Source organism: Paenibacillus sp. MABNR03, assembly GCF_050455445.1.
In the GTDB taxonomy this organism is placed as follows: domain Bacteria; phylum Bacillota; class Bacilli; order Paenibacillales; family Paenibacillaceae; genus Paenibacillus; species Paenibacillus xylanilyticus.
Map to the genome: position 1 here is coordinate 106001 of NZ_JBCIYR010000004.1, position 16446 is coordinate 122446.

General features: G+C 46.9%; 15 protein-coding genes. 12 read left to right on the forward strand and 3 right to left on the reverse strand.

The window, feature by feature from the left end; translation table 11 throughout:
* Nucleotides 1-115 precede the first annotated feature (115 nt).
* Nucleotides 116-1207, reverse strand: a complete 1092-nt coding sequence (locus AAIH57_RS20240; RefSeq protein WP_430022777.1) for a GntR family transcriptional regulator — start codon at nt 1205-1207, stop codon at nt 116-118.
* A gap of 461 nt (nt 1208-1668) precedes the next feature.
* Between AAIH57_RS20240 and AAIH57_RS20245 the strand changes: the two genes are divergently transcribed.
* From AAIH57_RS20245 to AAIH57_RS20275, 7 genes are all read left to right on the forward strand, one after another.
* Complete coding sequence (locus AAIH57_RS20245) at nt 1669-3285, forward strand: xylulokinase (protein WP_430023105.1); 1617 nt, start codon at nt 1669-1671, stop codon at nt 3283-3285.
* A 1-nt stretch (nt 3286) separates the two neighbouring features.
* Nucleotides 3287-3982 carry an L-ribulose-5-phosphate 4-epimerase gene (locus AAIH57_RS20250; RefSeq protein ID WP_036611813.1) on the forward strand — a complete coding sequence of 232 codons (696 nt, stop codon included), beginning with the start codon at nt 3287-3289 and terminating at the stop codon, nt 3980-3982.
* 255 nt (nt 3983-4237) lie between these two features.
* The gene (gene araA / locus AAIH57_RS20255; protein WP_430022778.1) at nt 4238-5662 is read left to right on the forward strand and encodes an L-arabinose isomerase; all 1425 of its coding nucleotides are present in this window, start codon (nt 4238-4240) and stop codon (nt 5660-5662) included.
* Nucleotides 5663-5864: 202 nt separating this feature from the next.
* Nucleotides 5865-6629 (forward strand): AAC(3) family N-acetyltransferase, encoded by a 765-nt coding sequence (locus tag AAIH57_RS20260; RefSeq protein ID WP_430022779.1) that lies wholly within the window; start codon nt 5865-5867, stop codon nt 6627-6629.
* Nucleotides 6630-6926: 297 nt separating this feature from the next.
* Entirely contained in the window at nt 6927-8624 is a 1698-nt protein-coding gene (locus tag AAIH57_RS20265; protein ID WP_430022780.1) for a diguanylate cyclase, read from the forward strand.
* A gap of 193 nt (nt 8625-8817) precedes the next feature.
* Nucleotides 8818-8976: a hypothetical protein gene (locus tag AAIH57_RS20270; protein WP_430022781.1), complete on the forward strand. Its 159-nt coding sequence runs from the start codon at nt 8818-8820 to the stop codon at nt 8974-8976.
* Nucleotides 8977-9016: 40 nt separating this feature from the next.
* Nucleotides 9017-9535: an NPCBM/NEW2 domain-containing protein gene (locus AAIH57_RS20275; protein WP_430022782.1), complete on the forward strand. Its 519-nt coding sequence runs from the start codon at nt 9017-9019 to the stop codon at nt 9533-9535.
* A gap of 349 nt (nt 9536-9884) precedes the next feature.
* On the opposite strand, the gene AAIH57_RS20280 is transcribed toward AAIH57_RS20275, so the two are convergent.
* Nucleotides 9885-10145, reverse strand: a complete 261-nt coding sequence (locus AAIH57_RS20280) for a DUF1871 family protein (protein ID WP_430022783.1) — start codon at nt 10143-10145, stop codon at nt 9885-9887.
* 3 nt (nt 10146-10148) lie between these two features.
* Nucleotides 10149-11255: a WXG100 family type VII secretion target gene (locus AAIH57_RS20285; RefSeq protein ID WP_430022784.1), complete on the reverse strand. Its 1107-nt coding sequence runs from the start codon at nt 11253-11255 to the stop codon at nt 10149-10151.
* A gap of 364 nt (nt 11256-11619) precedes the next feature.
* Between AAIH57_RS20285 and AAIH57_RS20290 the strand changes: the two genes are divergently transcribed.
* The 5 genes from AAIH57_RS20290 (at nt 11620) to AAIH57_RS20310 (ending at nt 16445) form a co-directional block, all read left to right on the forward strand.
* Complete coding sequence (locus tag AAIH57_RS20290) at nt 11620-11985, forward strand: hypothetical protein (protein WP_430022785.1); 366 nt, start codon at nt 11620-11622, stop codon at nt 11983-11985.
* Between the two features lie 308 nt (nt 11986-12293).
* A complete protein-coding gene (gene nikA / locus AAIH57_RS20295; RefSeq protein WP_430022786.1) occupies nt 12294-13841 on the forward strand; it encodes a nickel ABC transporter substrate-binding protein in 1548 nt (515 codons plus the stop codon).
* Nucleotides 13841-14788 (forward strand): nickel ABC transporter permease, encoded by a 948-nt coding sequence (gene nikB / locus AAIH57_RS20300; protein ID WP_430022787.1) that lies wholly within the window; start codon nt 13841-13843, stop codon nt 14786-14788. Before nikA ends, nikB begins: the two co-directional genes overlap by 1 nt.
* Complete coding sequence (gene nikC / locus AAIH57_RS20305; RefSeq protein WP_430022788.1) at nt 14785-15639, forward strand: nickel transporter permease; 855 nt, start codon at nt 14785-14787, stop codon at nt 15637-15639. The genes nikB and nikC overlap by 4 nt, the downstream gene beginning before the upstream one ends.
* On the forward strand, nt 15636-16445 hold the full coding sequence (locus AAIH57_RS20310; RefSeq protein ID WP_430022789.1) for an ABC transporter ATP-binding protein: 810 nt from the start codon (nt 15636-15638) through the stop codon (nt 16443-16445). The genes nikC and AAIH57_RS20310 overlap by 4 nt, the downstream gene beginning before the upstream one ends.
* The last annotated feature ends 1 nt before the right edge of the window (nt 16446 follow it).

A 16446-nucleotide genomic window follows, 5' to 3' on the forward strand; every position in this document is an offset into this window, starting at 1 on the left:
ATTATTTAATTACCTCGCTCTTTATAAAGGACAAAAAAGGCCGTAGATAAAATCAACGGCCTTCTTTGTGCATGGCGAAATAAATTTACGTTAATACCGCGCATCTACGACTCTGTTATTCCACTTCAATCTCCTTCACCGTTTCGCCCTCAATCAGGACAGGCTGGTAATAGGTATTGGTGTGCAGATCCTTTTTGCCTTGCAGCTTCTTGATGACCCAGTCGGCGGCGTCGCGGCCCATTTGCTCCTGGGGATGGGTTAGTGTCGTGAGTTGAATGTTGGCATTCTTGGCGATGTATGAATTGTCCTGTCCAATAATGGATAACTCATCCGGAATGGATATGCTTAGTCTCCGGCAAGCATGAACGACTTCCAGCCCAACCTCGTCGTTATAGCACACAATGGCAGTTAGCGCCTCCCTGTTTTCGTTCAGAAACGTTTCCACATTGGTGGACAGATCCGGCTTCGACGCTGTATCGAACGAAAGCACCTGCTCGGGATGAAACCGTAGTTTGGCTTCGCCTAACGCTTTGATGTACCCCTTCATCCGGTACTTTCCTTGTAAATCATCCATTTTTGCAATAAGCCCAATCTGGGTGTGTCCTTTGGCAATGAGTTCCCGGGTGGCAAGATAACTGGACTGCACGTCATCCAGACAGAAGAAGGGAACCTCCAGCTCTTCGTAAAAGGCATTGATCATGGTGAACGGGACATCCTGCTCCTTAAACGACAGATAGTACGCAATGTTGGGGTTGTACAGATTGCTCTTGGTCGGCTCCACAATCAGGCCATCGACGCCATAGGAGAGCATCATTTCCAGCGCCTTTTTTTCTTGTGCCACATCATTATTGGTGCTGGCCAACAGCAACGAATAATTATCTTCATTCAATCGGCTCTCAATGCCGCGAATGATCGAGGGGAAGATGTAATCGGAGATGTACGTTGTGATAACACCGATCGTTTTTTTCATCGTACTTCCGCCGACTCTGGATCGGTATTGATTGCTGACATAGGTGCCCGAACCCTTTTCACTTCTCAAAAAACCTTCGTTCGATAGCTCCAAAATGGCCTTCCGAACCGTCTGGCGGCTCACGTTGTAACTCTCCTGCAGAGCGGACTCCGTCGGAATCTGTTCGCCTACATTATATGTCCCCGAAAGGATATGGCTCTTTATATCGTCAATAATGACCTGGTATTTTGGCTTCACGTAATCCACTTCTTTCATCATTACTCATCTATAGAAACGGTATTGTTCAAATAGTTGTACGCACATATTTTATCATGATTCTGTTTCAATGAAAATGAAACTGCATATTTTTCGAAAAGAACCGTACAATTCCGGACTGATTACATGAAACTGTACCCTACAGCATACCTATAATCAAGTGATGATTAGCACAGTAATAGGCAATATCGTGTTTATTGTAAGTATAACTATTATATATTATTGACAAATGTACGTACAAAAAATATACTAAGGCTGTCAGAAAAGGAAAGCGCCTTCTTAAATAGGATTGTTACTTTTCTCTCACATGAGGGACGTAACAGCAGGAAACATTTTTATACGAATTCATGAATTCATCATAAAGTCACTGCAGTTTTGGAGCTTCAACATAACGATCAGCCTTCGGACATAAAACTGCGATCAGAGAGGGGACAACCATGGTTATGAGTCATGAGGAGACGAAAGAGGCGATTGCGAAGGGAACCACTTCACTTGGCATCGAATTCGGATCGACACGGATCAAAGCGGTATTGATTAACGAACGTTTCGACACGATCGCATCCGGGAGTTATGAGTGGGAGAATCTCCTGAAAGACGGATATTGGACATACAACCAAGAGGATATTATTGCAGGCATGCAAACGGCATATCGCGAGATGAAGCAGGATGTGGAACAGAAATACGGCATCACGCTGCAAACTATCGGTTCAATCGGATTTTCAGCCATGATGCACGGATATGTTGCATTGGATCGCAAGGGTGAACTGCTGGTACCGTTCCGGACGTGGCGTAACGCAACCACGGGGGTTGCTGCCAGAAAGCTGACGGATCTCCTTCAATTCAACATTCCGGAACGCTGGAGTATTGCGCACTTGTACCAAGCGATTTTAAACGAAGAGGAGCATGTGCCTCACATCGATCACCTGACCACCCTGGCAGGATATATTCACTGGTTGTTGACCGGCAATAAAGCGATCGGGATTGGTGACGCTTCGGGCATTTTCCCAATTGACGAATCTACACATAACTATCACCCATCCATGATTGGGCAGTTCGATGAGTTGATCGCAGATAAAGGTTTTCCATGGAAAGTAGAGGACCTTCTTCCGAAGGTACATCTCGCTGGCGAGCAAGCAGGTGCATTAACGGAGGCAGGAGCGAAGCTGCTCGACCCTGCAGGAGACCTGCAAGCAGGCATTCCGCTATGTCCGCCGGAAGGCGATGCCGGGACAGGTATGGTCGCAACGAACAGCGTCAGAAAACGCACAGGCAATATATCAGTTGGCACGTCTGTTTTTGCCATGATTGTGCTGGAGAATGAGCTGTCCAAAGTGTATCCCGAGATCGACATGGTCACGACGCCAGATGGCAGTCCGGTGGGCATGGTGCATGCCAACAACTGCTCCAGCGACATCAACGCCTGGATCGGATTGTTCCGTGAATTCTCTGAAGCAATGGGATACGAAGCTGACAACGGCAAGCTGTTCAGTGTCCTGTTTAACAAAGCGCTTGAAGCAGACCCGGATGGTGGTGGCCTTCTGAGCTACGGATATTACTCCGGCGAGAACATTACGGGGATCGACAAAGGCCGTCCATTGTTCGTCCGCTCACCGGAAAGCCGCTTCAACCTGGCGAACTTTATGCGCACGCATCTATTTACTGCATTCGGCGCGCTGAAGATCGGGATGGATATTTTGACGAAGAACGAGCATGTTGCCATCGACAGCATTTTGGCCCATGGTGGATTGTTCAAAACGCCAGTCGTCGGACAGCGAATCGTAGCCGCCGCCATGAATGTACCGGTATCCGTCATGTCCACAGCGGGTGAAGGCGGAGCCTGGGGCATGGCGCTTCTCGCTTCGTACATGATCAACAAGGATGAGCAGGAGAGTCTGGATGTGTTCCTGGAGCAGAAAGTCTTTAGCGAAGTTGCTGGGGAAGAGGTTGCCCCGGATCCATCAGATGTCAAAGGGTTTGAAGCATTTATCGAACGCTACCGGAGGGGCTTGGCCATTGAGCAGGCGGCTGTCGACCATTTGGTAGAGAACGGGAGGGAATAACATGTTAGAACAATTGAAAGAAGAGGTATTCCAGGCGAATCTGGAACTGCCAAAGCATGGACTTGTAAAATTCACGTGGGGTAACGTCAGTGCAATCGATCGGGAAAGCGGTCTGTTCGTAATCAAACCAAGTGGCGTCAGCTACGATACGATGAAAGCAAGCGACATGGTTGTGGTCGATCTGGACGGTAACGTGGTGGAGGGTGAGATGAGGCCTTCCTCGGATACCGCAACACATGCCGTACTATATAAGCATTACTCGGAGATTGGCGGCATCGTGCACACACACTCCACATGGGCGACCATCTGGGCGCAAGCCGGACTGGACGTACCTGTGATGGGAACGACACATGCGGACACGTTCTATGGGGCGGTGCCTTGTGCACGTTTCCTGAACCAGGACGAGGTGGATCGCGGATACGAAGCGGAGACAGGACGCGTCATTATTGAAACGTTTGAACAGCGTGGCATTGATGTTATGGCAGTTCCAGCAGTATTACTCCATGGTCATGCACCGTTTACGTGGGGGAAAGATGCCAAGTCTGCGGTGGTGAACAGTGTCGTGCTGGAGGAAGTGTGCAAAATGAACCTGTACGCGCGGCAATTGAATAACTTTGCAAAAGAACTGCCACAAGGCATTTTGGATAAACACTATCTGCGAAAACACGGAAAAGATGCGTATTACGGACAGAAATAATACGAGCAGAAAACAGCGATTTGAAGATTGTTCTGGTTACTGAGTGATCTATATTAGGATTTAAGATTTACACGATAACGGAGAGTGCAGAACCAATCTGGAGAAGCGAAGCGTTCGCGTTTATCACAGGATTTTCCCTTTAAAAAAGGGAATAAAAAAAATCCGGGGATAACCAGCGATCGTAAGATAGTACTGCAGTTGGAGTGATCAAGTGTAATGGAGTTAAACAAACTATATAGGAAAGAAGATGATTACATGTCAGCAACAGCAGCTAAAGAATTTTGGTTTGTCGTTGGTTCGCAGCATCTCTATGGTGAAGAAGCACTGGGCGAGGTAAAAGCCAATGCACAGAAAATCACGGATGCTCTGAATGCAAGCGGCGTTCTTCCATACCCACTCGTATTGCAGGATCTGGCCGTAAGCGCAGATAAAATCACGAGTATCATGAAAGAAGTCAACTATCGCGATGAAGTCGCAGGTGTCATCACATGGATGCATACGTTCTCTCCGGCGAAAATGTGGATTCGTGGTACGAAATTGCTGCAAAAACCTTTGCTGCACTTGGCAACCCAATTCAACGAAAGCATTCCTTGGGCAACCATCGATATGGACTTCATGAACTTGAACCAAGCGGCACATGGTGACCGCGAATATGGTTTCATTAATGCCCGTCTGAGAAAACAAAATAAAATCGTTGTTGGCTACTGGGAGCGCCCAGAAGTGCAACAGCAGGTTGCAGACTGGATGGACGTAGCGGTAGCTTATAATGAAAGCTTTAACATCAAAGTAGCGCGCTTCGGTGATAACATGCGCAACGTGGGCGTAACCGAAGGTGATAAAGTGGAAGCACAGATCCAATTCGGATGGACCGTTGATTACTTCGGCATTGGCGACCTCGTTCAATACGTGAACGCTGTAACAGAGCAGGAAATCGATGATTTGATCGCTCAGTATGGAGACCTCTACGAATTCGATTATGGCACGAACAGCAAGGAAGCTTGGGAAGCCAGCGTACGTGTACAAGCGAGTTATGAAATTGCGATCAAACGTTTCCTGGACGAAGGTGGATACAGTGCCTTCACTACAAACTTCGAAGATCTGCATGGCATGAAACAACTTCCGGGTCTGGCTGTGCAGCGCCTGATGGCTCAAGGGTACGGATTTGCCGGTGAGGGTGACTGGAAAACGGCTGCGCTGGATCGCTTGCTGAAAATCATGGCCCATAACGAGAACACAGGCTTCATGGAAGATTACACATACGAGATGGCTGCCGGACAGGAAGCTATCCTGCAATCTCACATGCTTGAAGTAGATCCGACACTTGCCAGCACGAAACCGAGAATTATCGTGTCCCCACTGGGCATTGGCGATCGTGAAGATCCGGCACGTCTTGTATTCGATGGTAAAGCAGGAGAAGGTGTCGTGGTATCCATGGCAGACTTCGGTACCCATTACAAACTGCTGATCAACGAAGTATCTGCTTTTGAACCAACTGTTCCAGCACCTAACCTGCCGGTAGCACGTGTATTGTGGAGCGTGAAGCCGAACTTCCAGGATGGAGTGAAAGCGTGGATTGAAAATGGTGGTGGTCACCATACGGTTGTATCCTTGAACCTGACTACAGATCAGATTGTAACGTACGCGAAGCTGGTTAACCTGGAGTATGTTATCATTAAATAAGCGTGGAATAATTTATTGTAATTGGACTCATATCCATTATGCCTAGCGGCCGGGGGATTTCCCTCGGCCCTTTGTCATGCAGTGAGACAGAAGGTGTGGCAAACTGCAATCCATGTTAGTGTCAATCTCAGGAGGGGGCTCCGTCTACCTGAGAGCTCGCTTTATTTTGCTATAATAGCCCAAAGGAGGTTATCCATTAACCATGCATACTCAAGAAAGCTTGCTTGATCAACTGCACGAGCTTGGCATTGACGGACAAGGCACGCTGCTCGTGCACTCTTCGATGAAAAGTTTGGGGGAGGTCGAAGGTGGAGCAGACACCGTGTTGGATGCCTTTACTGACTATATGAAGGATGGACTGCTGGTGCTGCCAACGCATACATGGTCCACCATCAATGCGAGTAACCCGATGTTCCACGTGGAATCCTCGCCGTGCTGTGTTGGGATCTTACCCGAGCTTTTCCGTAAACGGCCAGGCGTGGTGCGGTCATGGCACCCTACACATTCAGTTGCAGCAAAGGGCTTTGATGCAGAGACTTTCACCAAGGACGATCACCTATATGACACACCCTGTGCGAGAGGATCGGCCTGGGGGAAGCTGCTCGATCGTAAAGCGACCATTCTCCTGGTCGGCGTTGACCTGAAACGAAACACGTTTATCCATGGCGTTGAAGAATGGGTGGATATTCCGGGACGGTTAACGGATGAGCATGAGCAGTTAGTTACCATACTGCCTGATGGAACAGAGATTTCGGTGCCTTCCCGCAGGCATTGTGGGTTATCGTGGTCAGAACATTTTTGGAAAGTAGATGAAGTGCTGGAGCGTAAGGGGGCGATTCGTCAAGGAAAGCTTGGCGATGCAGTCGTAAGAGTGTGTGATGCGGCCAAGGTGGCAGAGATCATCACAGATATGCTTAAGGAGAATCCGGATTTATTCTCGGATAACCTGCCGCTGGCGCAAGCTTAGGCACAACTCAATGCCGCTCGGTAACGGGCGGGGAGATTGCCTTGTGTTTTTCTATGCTAAACGTTCAAAACCATTCACAAATCGGCAAAAATAGTTGCAAAAATAAATCAGTGCTTGGCTGTATTTCCATTGTATGGCCTACTCACCCTTTTAGCTGTGTGATAAGATATGGTTAATTTAACCAGAAGTTTTTGTAGAGGAATAGCAGTTATAGTTTTAATGGAGCATCACTTAAGGGTTACGAAACGGCCTAGCTCAATGATATCGTAGTAGTCGCAACCAAGAAGGAGAAGATTTGTGAGCCCATTAGTATGGTATGATCTTTTTTTATTCGTCCTGTTGTTTGGTGTATACGTCTATGTTTTCGCTACCGCTAGAATTACGAATTTACATAAGGTTTACTTTTTATTTCATGGTTTGATGATGCTCTGGCCCTTCTGTCAATTTGCCATCGTGTTGTCGGATAATCCAGGTTGGCAGTTATTTTATGTGACCCTATCTTTCGTCGCCGTCTCACTGCTTGGGAGTGGTTGGCTTCTGTTGACCATCTTTATCACAGGATATGCTGATCGATTAGGTAAAAAAAGATCCTTCCTGCTGTTTACTCCAGCAATTGTTGCAGCCGTAGGAGTGATGATAAACCCGCTCAATTGGTTTGTAACCCCTTTGGAGGGAGGTTATGTCGAACGGGCATATGGACCATGGTTCTGGTTTGTAATGATTGTTCTCGTAAGCTATTTTGTGGCTTCCCTCTTTATTTTGTTCGGGGCACTTCGTGCCTCCGATAAATCTCCAACGATTAAAAAACAGGTGAAAATTACGCTGTGGGGCATATTCGTGCTGGCTATTTTCGCGGCAATCGATGCCCTTTTAAATGTGGTTTTGAGAGCATGGATACCATTCATTATTCCCGGACTGACTTCGCTGGGGATTTTTCTGTCGGATTTATTTTTTGTCTATGTCATTAAGCGGTACAATGTCTTCGATCTGGTTTCTATCGCCCATGAGGATGTAATTAATACGATTCCATATGGCATCCTTGTATTGGATGAGAATGATACCATTATTGAAGCTAACAAGGCCTCAAAATCCGTTATGGATTTGCATGTCGGGGATTGTTTTGATATGGAGGCGTTTCTGGGGTCTGTTCGCGTAGAGGGCGGCAGCAGCCAGCCGTTTCTGGATCAGTATAAGAAAAAAGAAAATAAGTTGTCTCAGATAGAAGTTATCGTGGAGCGTGACATCGAGCGTCATTTCATACTCCAAACGTCTCCAATCGTTGATACGTTCCAGCTGCCTATTGGTTATATCCTTACGCTTCAGGATGTCTCGCAAGAGCGCTACTATGTAAAGGAAATGAACCGGCAGAATGAAATGCTTCAGGAACGCAACCATGCCCTGGATCGCATTCGGCAGGAGTTATCCGAGGCCAATCGTAAACTGGAGGAGCTGGCCCTTACGGACAGTTTGACCGACTGTTACAATCGCCGTTATCTGACACAGCAGTTGACGCACGAGGTGATTACGAATGTTCATTATAAGACCCCGTTTTCACTCCTGCTCCTGGATATCGATTACTTCAAAGCGATTAATGACCGCTATGGTCATGTCATTGGGGATGAAGTGCTGTACCGTACGGCTCAGGCAATTAAACAATCCATTCGGGGTACCGATATTCTAACCCGCTATGGTGGAGAGGAATTCATGATCTATCTGCCGCACACCGAACGCCAGTTAGCTCAGAAAATAGCGGAACGCGTGAGGTTATCTGTAGAGTCCAACCACATGATGGTGAATCATGAGATTGGGCAGGTGGCCATTACGATCAGTATTGGGATACTCTCCATTGAGGATTTTGAAGTTGAGCATGTACCGGATAATCCCGAGGGGTATTTGACTCAGCTGTTCGCTACGGTAGATAAGGCTCTGTACCAGGCGAAGCAGAATGGGCGTAATCGGATTGAGTTTGCGGAGCTGGAGCGGGGAGTTTCTTGATTTAAAAAAACGAAGGAACTCCTTGAATAGGAGGATGAAGTTAAGCCCGAAATATGGCTTAACGTTTTAAGAGATGGGAATTGGCGTAAAAGAGAGTCTCATCTAACAACAATACTATATACAACCACCTCCTTTTTGGGTATTATTGGAACGCTTATCAATTTCACTAATATTTCTAAAAAGGAGAGAAGACATGAAAGACAAGGTCAAAGGATTGGTTGTAGGTGTATTACTAGGTTCATTATTAACAGGAGCAACAGCCTTTGCAGGAACCAATACTAAGATTAGTGTAGTTATGGAGAACGTTAAAATGATGTTCAACGGGGTACACAGCCCAATCAATCGTGTATAACGGTAATTTGTACGTACCTGCCAAAACAGCAGCTCAAACCATGGGGGAATCCTTCGCGTATGATGGTAAAAGTAAGACAGCTTCATTCGGTACTAAAGCTGGAACATTTAAATATTTAGACGAGGTTTCTTATGCTAGAATTGATGGTAAAGTAGATAGTGTTTATTTTAAAAATTGGAAAAATCCTGAAGGTTTAAAATTCACTATAGCTAATCAAAAATATTTACATGGGATGGGTGCTATACTAGATAGTTATTCGTTTTACAACGATGAGGAAATAGTATCTGTAGATTACAACTTAAATGGTGCATATAAAAAGTTGACTGGATATATCGGAATTGATGATTACACACGTAATTCTAAAAATTCAGGTTCCTTAGTGATAAAAGGTGATGGAGAAGAATTATTTAGAAAAGATGAAATGAAGGGCGGAGACATGCCTGAAAGCATTAATGTTGATGTTACAGGTGTTTTAAAACTTCAGATTGTCTTTGAAGCAGCTTTAGATAAAGGAGAGCAAATTGATATTGTTCTTGGTGATGCTAAGTTGATTAAATAGATATACTCTCAGCGTTGAAAGGACTGCCTATGATTGTATTGATCATAGACAGTCTTTTATTTACCTAAGTTTTAGTCGTAATACTTAGTCAAGATCAGGGGAAATCGGCATTTTATTCTCTAAATTGAACCAATTCTCTATATGATCATTTAGGGTTTGGTATAGCCTCAATACCCATTTCGCAAATTTCATTGTATCTTTTCCCAAAATACGTTTTAAGTCGTAATGTTCTCTTGAATGGACTGGTACGTCCAACCTTCTCTACTGGTTAACGAACTGCCTCTTTCTTTTTTTATTTCATTTGTTCATACTCGAATTAGATTCTACAAAATGGGTACGTAAAGTTTGTTTAGTTATCATGAGAAGCATTAAGAATTTTGTTTGCTATATTTATACATGATTCTAGACTTTGAGTGAATATGTCGCTCCCAAATCTTCTCCTGAACATCTCATATATTTCTTTACCTAAGTTGTCTTTTTCCAAACTGCTGTTAACAATACAATCTTCAATTTGCTTTATTTCTTCCTCATATTCATCCTCAGGAGCGTAGGGAAATAGATCAATGGGATCCCATTCGTCTATTATTCTTTTGACTAAAATGTGTATCACCTCTTATTCACCATATAGTTTTTCAACGATTTCTAACATGCCTTCATCAAAATTATTTTTACCCCATGTAGTAACTAATTTGCCCTCCTTGCTAACGATAGCTACACCTTCTCTTGTTACAAAGGCATATTTAGCGCCTTCATTTTGGGATAGCGATTTTCCGGTTTTTACCCAATTATCAACCATATCCTGAGTCACACCGCGTTTTTCCATTCTTGCCAATCCATGTTCAGCAAACTCGCTCCAGTTGACTTGAATACTTGGATTCTCCACATAGGTTCCCATTTTACCTAAGTCTTCTCCATATTGAGCATGTTTTTCGTCTTTATTATGCTCTGCATTCTTACTATCTCCTCCACTCGAATCGGTATGAGGCGAATGATGCTGTCTGCCATCGATTGACTTTATTCCAACTTTTCTCCCGAAAACTCCAAGGAGCATGGAAGTTGTGATATTTGCAGCGTATTCTGCTCCGCCTTCGTGCTTCATTTTATTGAACTCAGCTGCAATTTGCTTCTCTGCCTGTTCTCGGGTATCTCCGTTATCCCAAGCATAGTTCCAAGTAAATGCGATTCCATTACCTATGTCCGTAATGGTACCAATGGTATTATCATACAAAAGGTCCCCCGCGGTATCCAGAGGATGTTCGATGAAATCTTTGCCTAGTTGTAGGACAGAATCACCAATTGCTACTGCATTCTCCCCAGCCTGATTGAAGAAGGCATTCACATGTTCTTCGACACTTCGTTTAGGAGGTGGATCATTGGGGCCGCATACCAGATCATTGGTACGGGGTGTACCCGGGTTTGCCTGATAATCGAGAAGCGCAGAGATATTAACCATAGTCGAATCGGTATCCACAAAGCGATCACGAATCTGTTCCAGACGAAGGGATATCGTGTGGAGCAACTCCAGGGTGGTATTCAGGTTTTTCTCCGCATAACGGTATAGGTGAGCAAAACGCTCAGCTGTCTCGCCTTCAAAACCCCCGAGTAAGGGAGTAAGTTGGCCGTTTAATCTAGCCAGAATTTGCTGCAAGTGCCCGTGTCCTAATTTAAACAGTCCAACCGTATGTGTCATCTGATCCACAGGGATCTGTATCTTAGTCATCGTCTCAGCCCTCAGTTCTTGATCTATACTATAGTTTAATCTATGTTAGATGCTGTTTGTGAGGAGCGATAGTTCTATTTATGTGTAACCATTTTACTAGAATTTCCAAATTGAGATTATGAGTATCTTCGCATTGGATTTGCATCATGCAAGACCTTATGAATGTGGAGTGTTCCCGGGATATGAAGAATATTTCTTTAATAAAATGTTTAAATAAGCGAGGGGATTATATGGGGCATTATTAAATAGTGCTATTAAACGTTTATCGTCCATTCCATTTCAGGATATAGGGATTGATTCACGAGAGTCATATCACGTTCTGATTAAAGAGTATTTTAGACGGGCTAATCAATATTTAGATGAAATGGATGCTTCTGTAGATCGATATCCCATATTTAGTTTCGCTAAAGTTCTTGGGAAATCTGTAAATGGAATATATCGGGCCTGTCCTAAACTTGATTTTATTCAAAATCCTTATATTAAGGCAATCGGTTACTGCTATTTAGAAATTTCTGAATTAGCAGACCAGGTAGTTCATGAAGCAATTAAGCATATTGATTTGTATGAGCCAATGATAAAATTCTTAGAAAGAGGCGGGAGCTTCACGATAAGACAAGGCGAAATGATTGTAGGTAGTTCAGCGTATCCTCTAACGTATTGGAGAAATTTGAATATCCCTATTCAGGATATCAGCGATGTTGCCTTAGAGAGTGTTGATAAGGAAGGATAATAGGTATAACTAAGTTTGCATGAGCTTCCCCGACCATATTAGAACGTAGGCAATTCTTTTCTTAACTTAGAACCGGCCTTATCAAATGAAATAGGGTAAATGGATGGGGACTCCTACCATTTATGTGGAATAGGGAACATCCGTTTAGAAACCCGAAACCCCACTCTCTTCGGAGAGTAGGGTTTCTTTTTGCGTTGGCCCTGTGATATATATCTTGTCAAAACGTAATCATTACGATATGATAAAACTCATTGTTTAAATAATAATAATTACGATTAAGAAAATGATACATAGAGAGGGGCATTACCTTGAATAAAAAGACGCCGCTGCTGGCGCTGACCTCCCTGGTCCTAGGCGCCGGACTGCTGAGTGCCTGTGGATCTTCCGAAACGAGTCCCGCTGCGCAGCCTTCCACCGACAAAAACGTTCACTTCCTATATAACTTCTCCACCAGCTCACTGGACCCGCATGTTGATTCCAGCTATGTTCCACTTCGTGCGGGCATCACGGAAACGTTGGTTCGTCTCGACGAAGAGAATCTGACCGTCGCCCCATGGCTCGCCGAGAGCTGGGAGAGTGAAGACGGCCAGCATTGGACGATTGACCTGCGTGATGATGTGACGTTCCAGAACGGTAAGCCAATGACTGGAGACTCCGTCAAGGCATCACTGGAACGTGCACTGCAGGAAAGCCCTGCAATTCAGAATGCACTCAAGATCGACACCATTGAAGCTGAAGGTGACAAACTGGAAATCACAACGACCCAGCCATTCCCGGAATTTGCGTCCGAGCTGGTCAATCCGAATACGGCGATTATCGATGTAAGCGAGCCGGACATCGTAAATAAGCCGATCGGCACCGGGCCGTTCAAGCTGACTTCATTTACCCCGGGCAGCAAGCTTGAACTGGACCGCTACGATGAATATTGGGACGGTGCTTCACCACTCGACTCGGTAACGTTCTCGTTCAACGAAGATGCCAATGCCCGCACGCTTGCGCTTAAATCCGGACAGGTCGATATCGTTTATCGCCCGGAAGTTGAAAGTCTGGATTCTCTGAAAGCGATCGACGGCATGACTGTTGAATCCACATCCACGTTTCGTGTCCACCAGATGACGATGAACATGGAGCGTGAGAGCATCAAGGATTTGAATGTTCGCCGTGCGCTGGATGCACTGATTGACCGTCAGAGTATAGTCGAAACGATCTTGCTCGGTTATGGCGAGGCGGCTATCGGACCGTTTCTGCGGTCTCTACCATTCGCGCCAACTTATGCAGAGACTGCTAAGCAATCTGGGCCTGACGCCGCAGTGAACTATCTTAAGGAAGCTGGATACGAGCAGCAAAATGGCGTGATGACGAAAGATGGCAAGCCGCTGCAATTGACGTTGCTGACGTATTCAGCTCGTGCAGATCTGCCACTGATTGCTCAAGTGTTCCAGTCTGATGCGAAGAAGATCGGTATCGATGTCCAGATTCGCCAGATTGACACGCCAGAAGATTATATGGCGTCCAACCGCGACTGGGATATTGCGACGTACAGTAACTTGACAGCTCCGCGTGGGGATGCAGGCTATTACCTGAATGCGACATACCACCCTAAGGGTGCTCTTAACTTCAGCGGATCAGAAGATCCGGAACTGACTGCAATTATTGATGAGCTGAACCTTACGGTTGATCCGGAGAAGCGCGCAGAGCTTGCCGAGAAGGCAGCCAACTACGTGCATGACAATGTGCTGAATTCATTCGTGCTGCATCCTGGTACGATCGTTGCCTATAACGGCAAGAAGATCAAGAACTGGGTTACAACGCGCAGTGAGTATTACATGATTACCAATAAGCTGGATGTGATGTAATGTTTCGCATTTTGCTTCGCAAGTTTCTTGAAGTGTTTATATTTCTGCTCTTCATTATGTTTGTGAGCTTCCTGTTCCTCCGCCTTGCTCCCGGCGATCCGGTGCTGACCATTCTCAATGTGGACGAACTGTCCGTCAGTCAGGAGCAGGTTGAGGCCGTGCGGGAGGAAATGGGCTTCAATGATTCACTGCCGGTCCAGTTCGGGAACTGGCTGCTTGACTTCGTCCGGCTGGATTTCGGTGTATCGTATTCAACGGGGCAGCCTGTTATGCAGACTTTGATGCATGCACTGCCGGGTACGGCGGAACTGACAATCGGCGCGCTGCTGGTCATGCTGGCTGTAGCGATCCCGCTCGGATCACTGTCTGCGCTCCATCGTGGCAGCTGGATCGACCGGGGCAGTCGTATGCTCTCCATTGTCGGGGCGGCCGTGCCAAGCTTCTGGCTGGGTCTGATTCTAATCGACCTGTTCGGTGTGCGATTTGGTAATCTGCCAACGATGGGTCGGGATGGATTCAGTTCACTTATTTTGCCATCTCTGACGCTGGGACTTGCCATCTCCAGCGTTTATGTGCGTCTTTTGCGCTCCAGTCTGCTCGATTCACTGAGTCAAGAGTTCGTGCGGTCGGCCCGGGCGAGGGGACTGTCCGAAGGCCGCATCTTCCTGCTGCACGCTTTCCGGCATAGTCTGCCGCCGGTCATTACCGTATTCGGCGTCAGCCTCGGCAGCCTGATTGGCGGAGTCGTCGTTATCGAGGTGCTGTTCGCCTATCCGGGCATCGGCAAGCTCGTTGTCGACGCCATTCGCCAGCGCGATTACCCGCTGATTCAAGGTTACATTTTGATTATGGCAATCATCGTATTCCTCGTGAATACAGCAGTAGATCTGTCTTATCGATATTTGAATCCAGAAATGAAACTCAAGGAAAAGGAGGCTCACCGATGAAAACGATGCTCTTGCGTCCTTTGGTCGCTAAATCCAAAAAACATAATTGGCAGGCAACAATCGCCCTGCTCTTCGCGCTTCTCGTCATCGGAGCCTCCTTGTATACCTTCGTATATCTGAAACATGACCCTACACTGACCGATCTGCGGGGAAGATTGCAGGCAGCAAGCGCACTGCACCCGCTCGGCACCGATCATTTGGGCCGCGACGTCCTGACACGCTTGCTGCTTGGCGGTGGGCAGACACTCGGCTACAGTTTGCTGGCGCTCGCAGCAGCGCTGCTCATCGGGATACCATTTGGTCTGATAGCAGGCTACAAGCGAGGGTGGATCGACAAGTTGTTTATGCGGATCGCTGACGGCTTCCTCGCTTTTCCCGACACCATCGTTGCGATCGTGCTGAGCGGTCTGCTTGGTGCGGGAATCGGAAATCTGGTGCTGGCAATCGTTATCGTCAAGTGGGTCAGCTATGCACGCCTTGTTCGCAGTACCGTCCTGTCCGAGTCACAAAAGGATTACATCCGCATTGCCCGGACGAACGGGCTGTCAGACGCAAGAATCATGACCAAGCATCTTCTTCCACATATTGCGGGGCATGTTCTCGTGCTGGCAAGCCTCGATCTAGGCAAGATTATATTGCTAATCTCCTCATTGTCCTACATCGGGCTGGGGGCTCAGCCACCAACACCGGAGTGGGGGGCGATGCTGAATGACTCCAGGCCGTACTTTCAGTCCAGACCGGAGCTGATGGTTTATCCGGGTCTTGCGATTGTCTCGGTGGTACTGCTCGCCAACATGCTGGGTGACTATTTTAGAGACCGATTCGATGTGAAAAAGGAGGTGCAGCCATGATTCTCTCCATTGAGGAACTGAGCATCGCCAACCGTGACCGTACGATTGTAAATAACGTCTCGCTAGCCGTTCGCGAAGGCGAATTCATGGCACTGGTCGGGCAGAGCGGCAGCGGCAAAAGTCTACTCTCACAGGCAATCGGTCGACTGCTTCCGCCAAACCTGCATGCATCGGGACGGATCATGTTTGAAGGTAGCAATCTACTTGAACGGAAGCCGAAGGAGATGCGCGCCCTGCGGGGAAGCCGCATCTCGTATATTTTTCAGGACTACCAGGGGGCGTTTACGCCGTTCCGCAGCATTGGCGGACATTTTGACGAATACCAGAGAGTCCACGGAGAAAAATCTTCTGCCGTCCGCCGTGACCGTGCTGCCGAAGCGTTGGAATCGGTTGGCCTCGGTGCAGAGCTGCTCCGCCGTTATCCGTTCCAGCTAAGTGGTGGGCAGCTTCAGCGTGCTTCAATTGCGACATCGCTACTGCTGTCTCCCCGTCTGCTGATTGCAGATGAGGCGACCACGGCGCTCGACAGTGTCTCGGGTCACCGTGTACTGGAACTTCTTGTGCGCAAACAGGCGGAGACCGGCTGCGCCATCCTATTCATAACGCATGACTGGCGTCATGTGCGCAGATATGCCAGCCGATTGGCGGTTATGAAGGAAGGGCAGATCGTTGAATCCGGTGGAAAGCACCGGATTCTCGATCATCCGCAGCATGAATATACCCGTCAGCTGATCGAGGCGGCTCCCGTTTTGAGCTGCTCATTGAAATCGGGACTGAAGGAGACGGAACGCAATGAATATGCCTGAA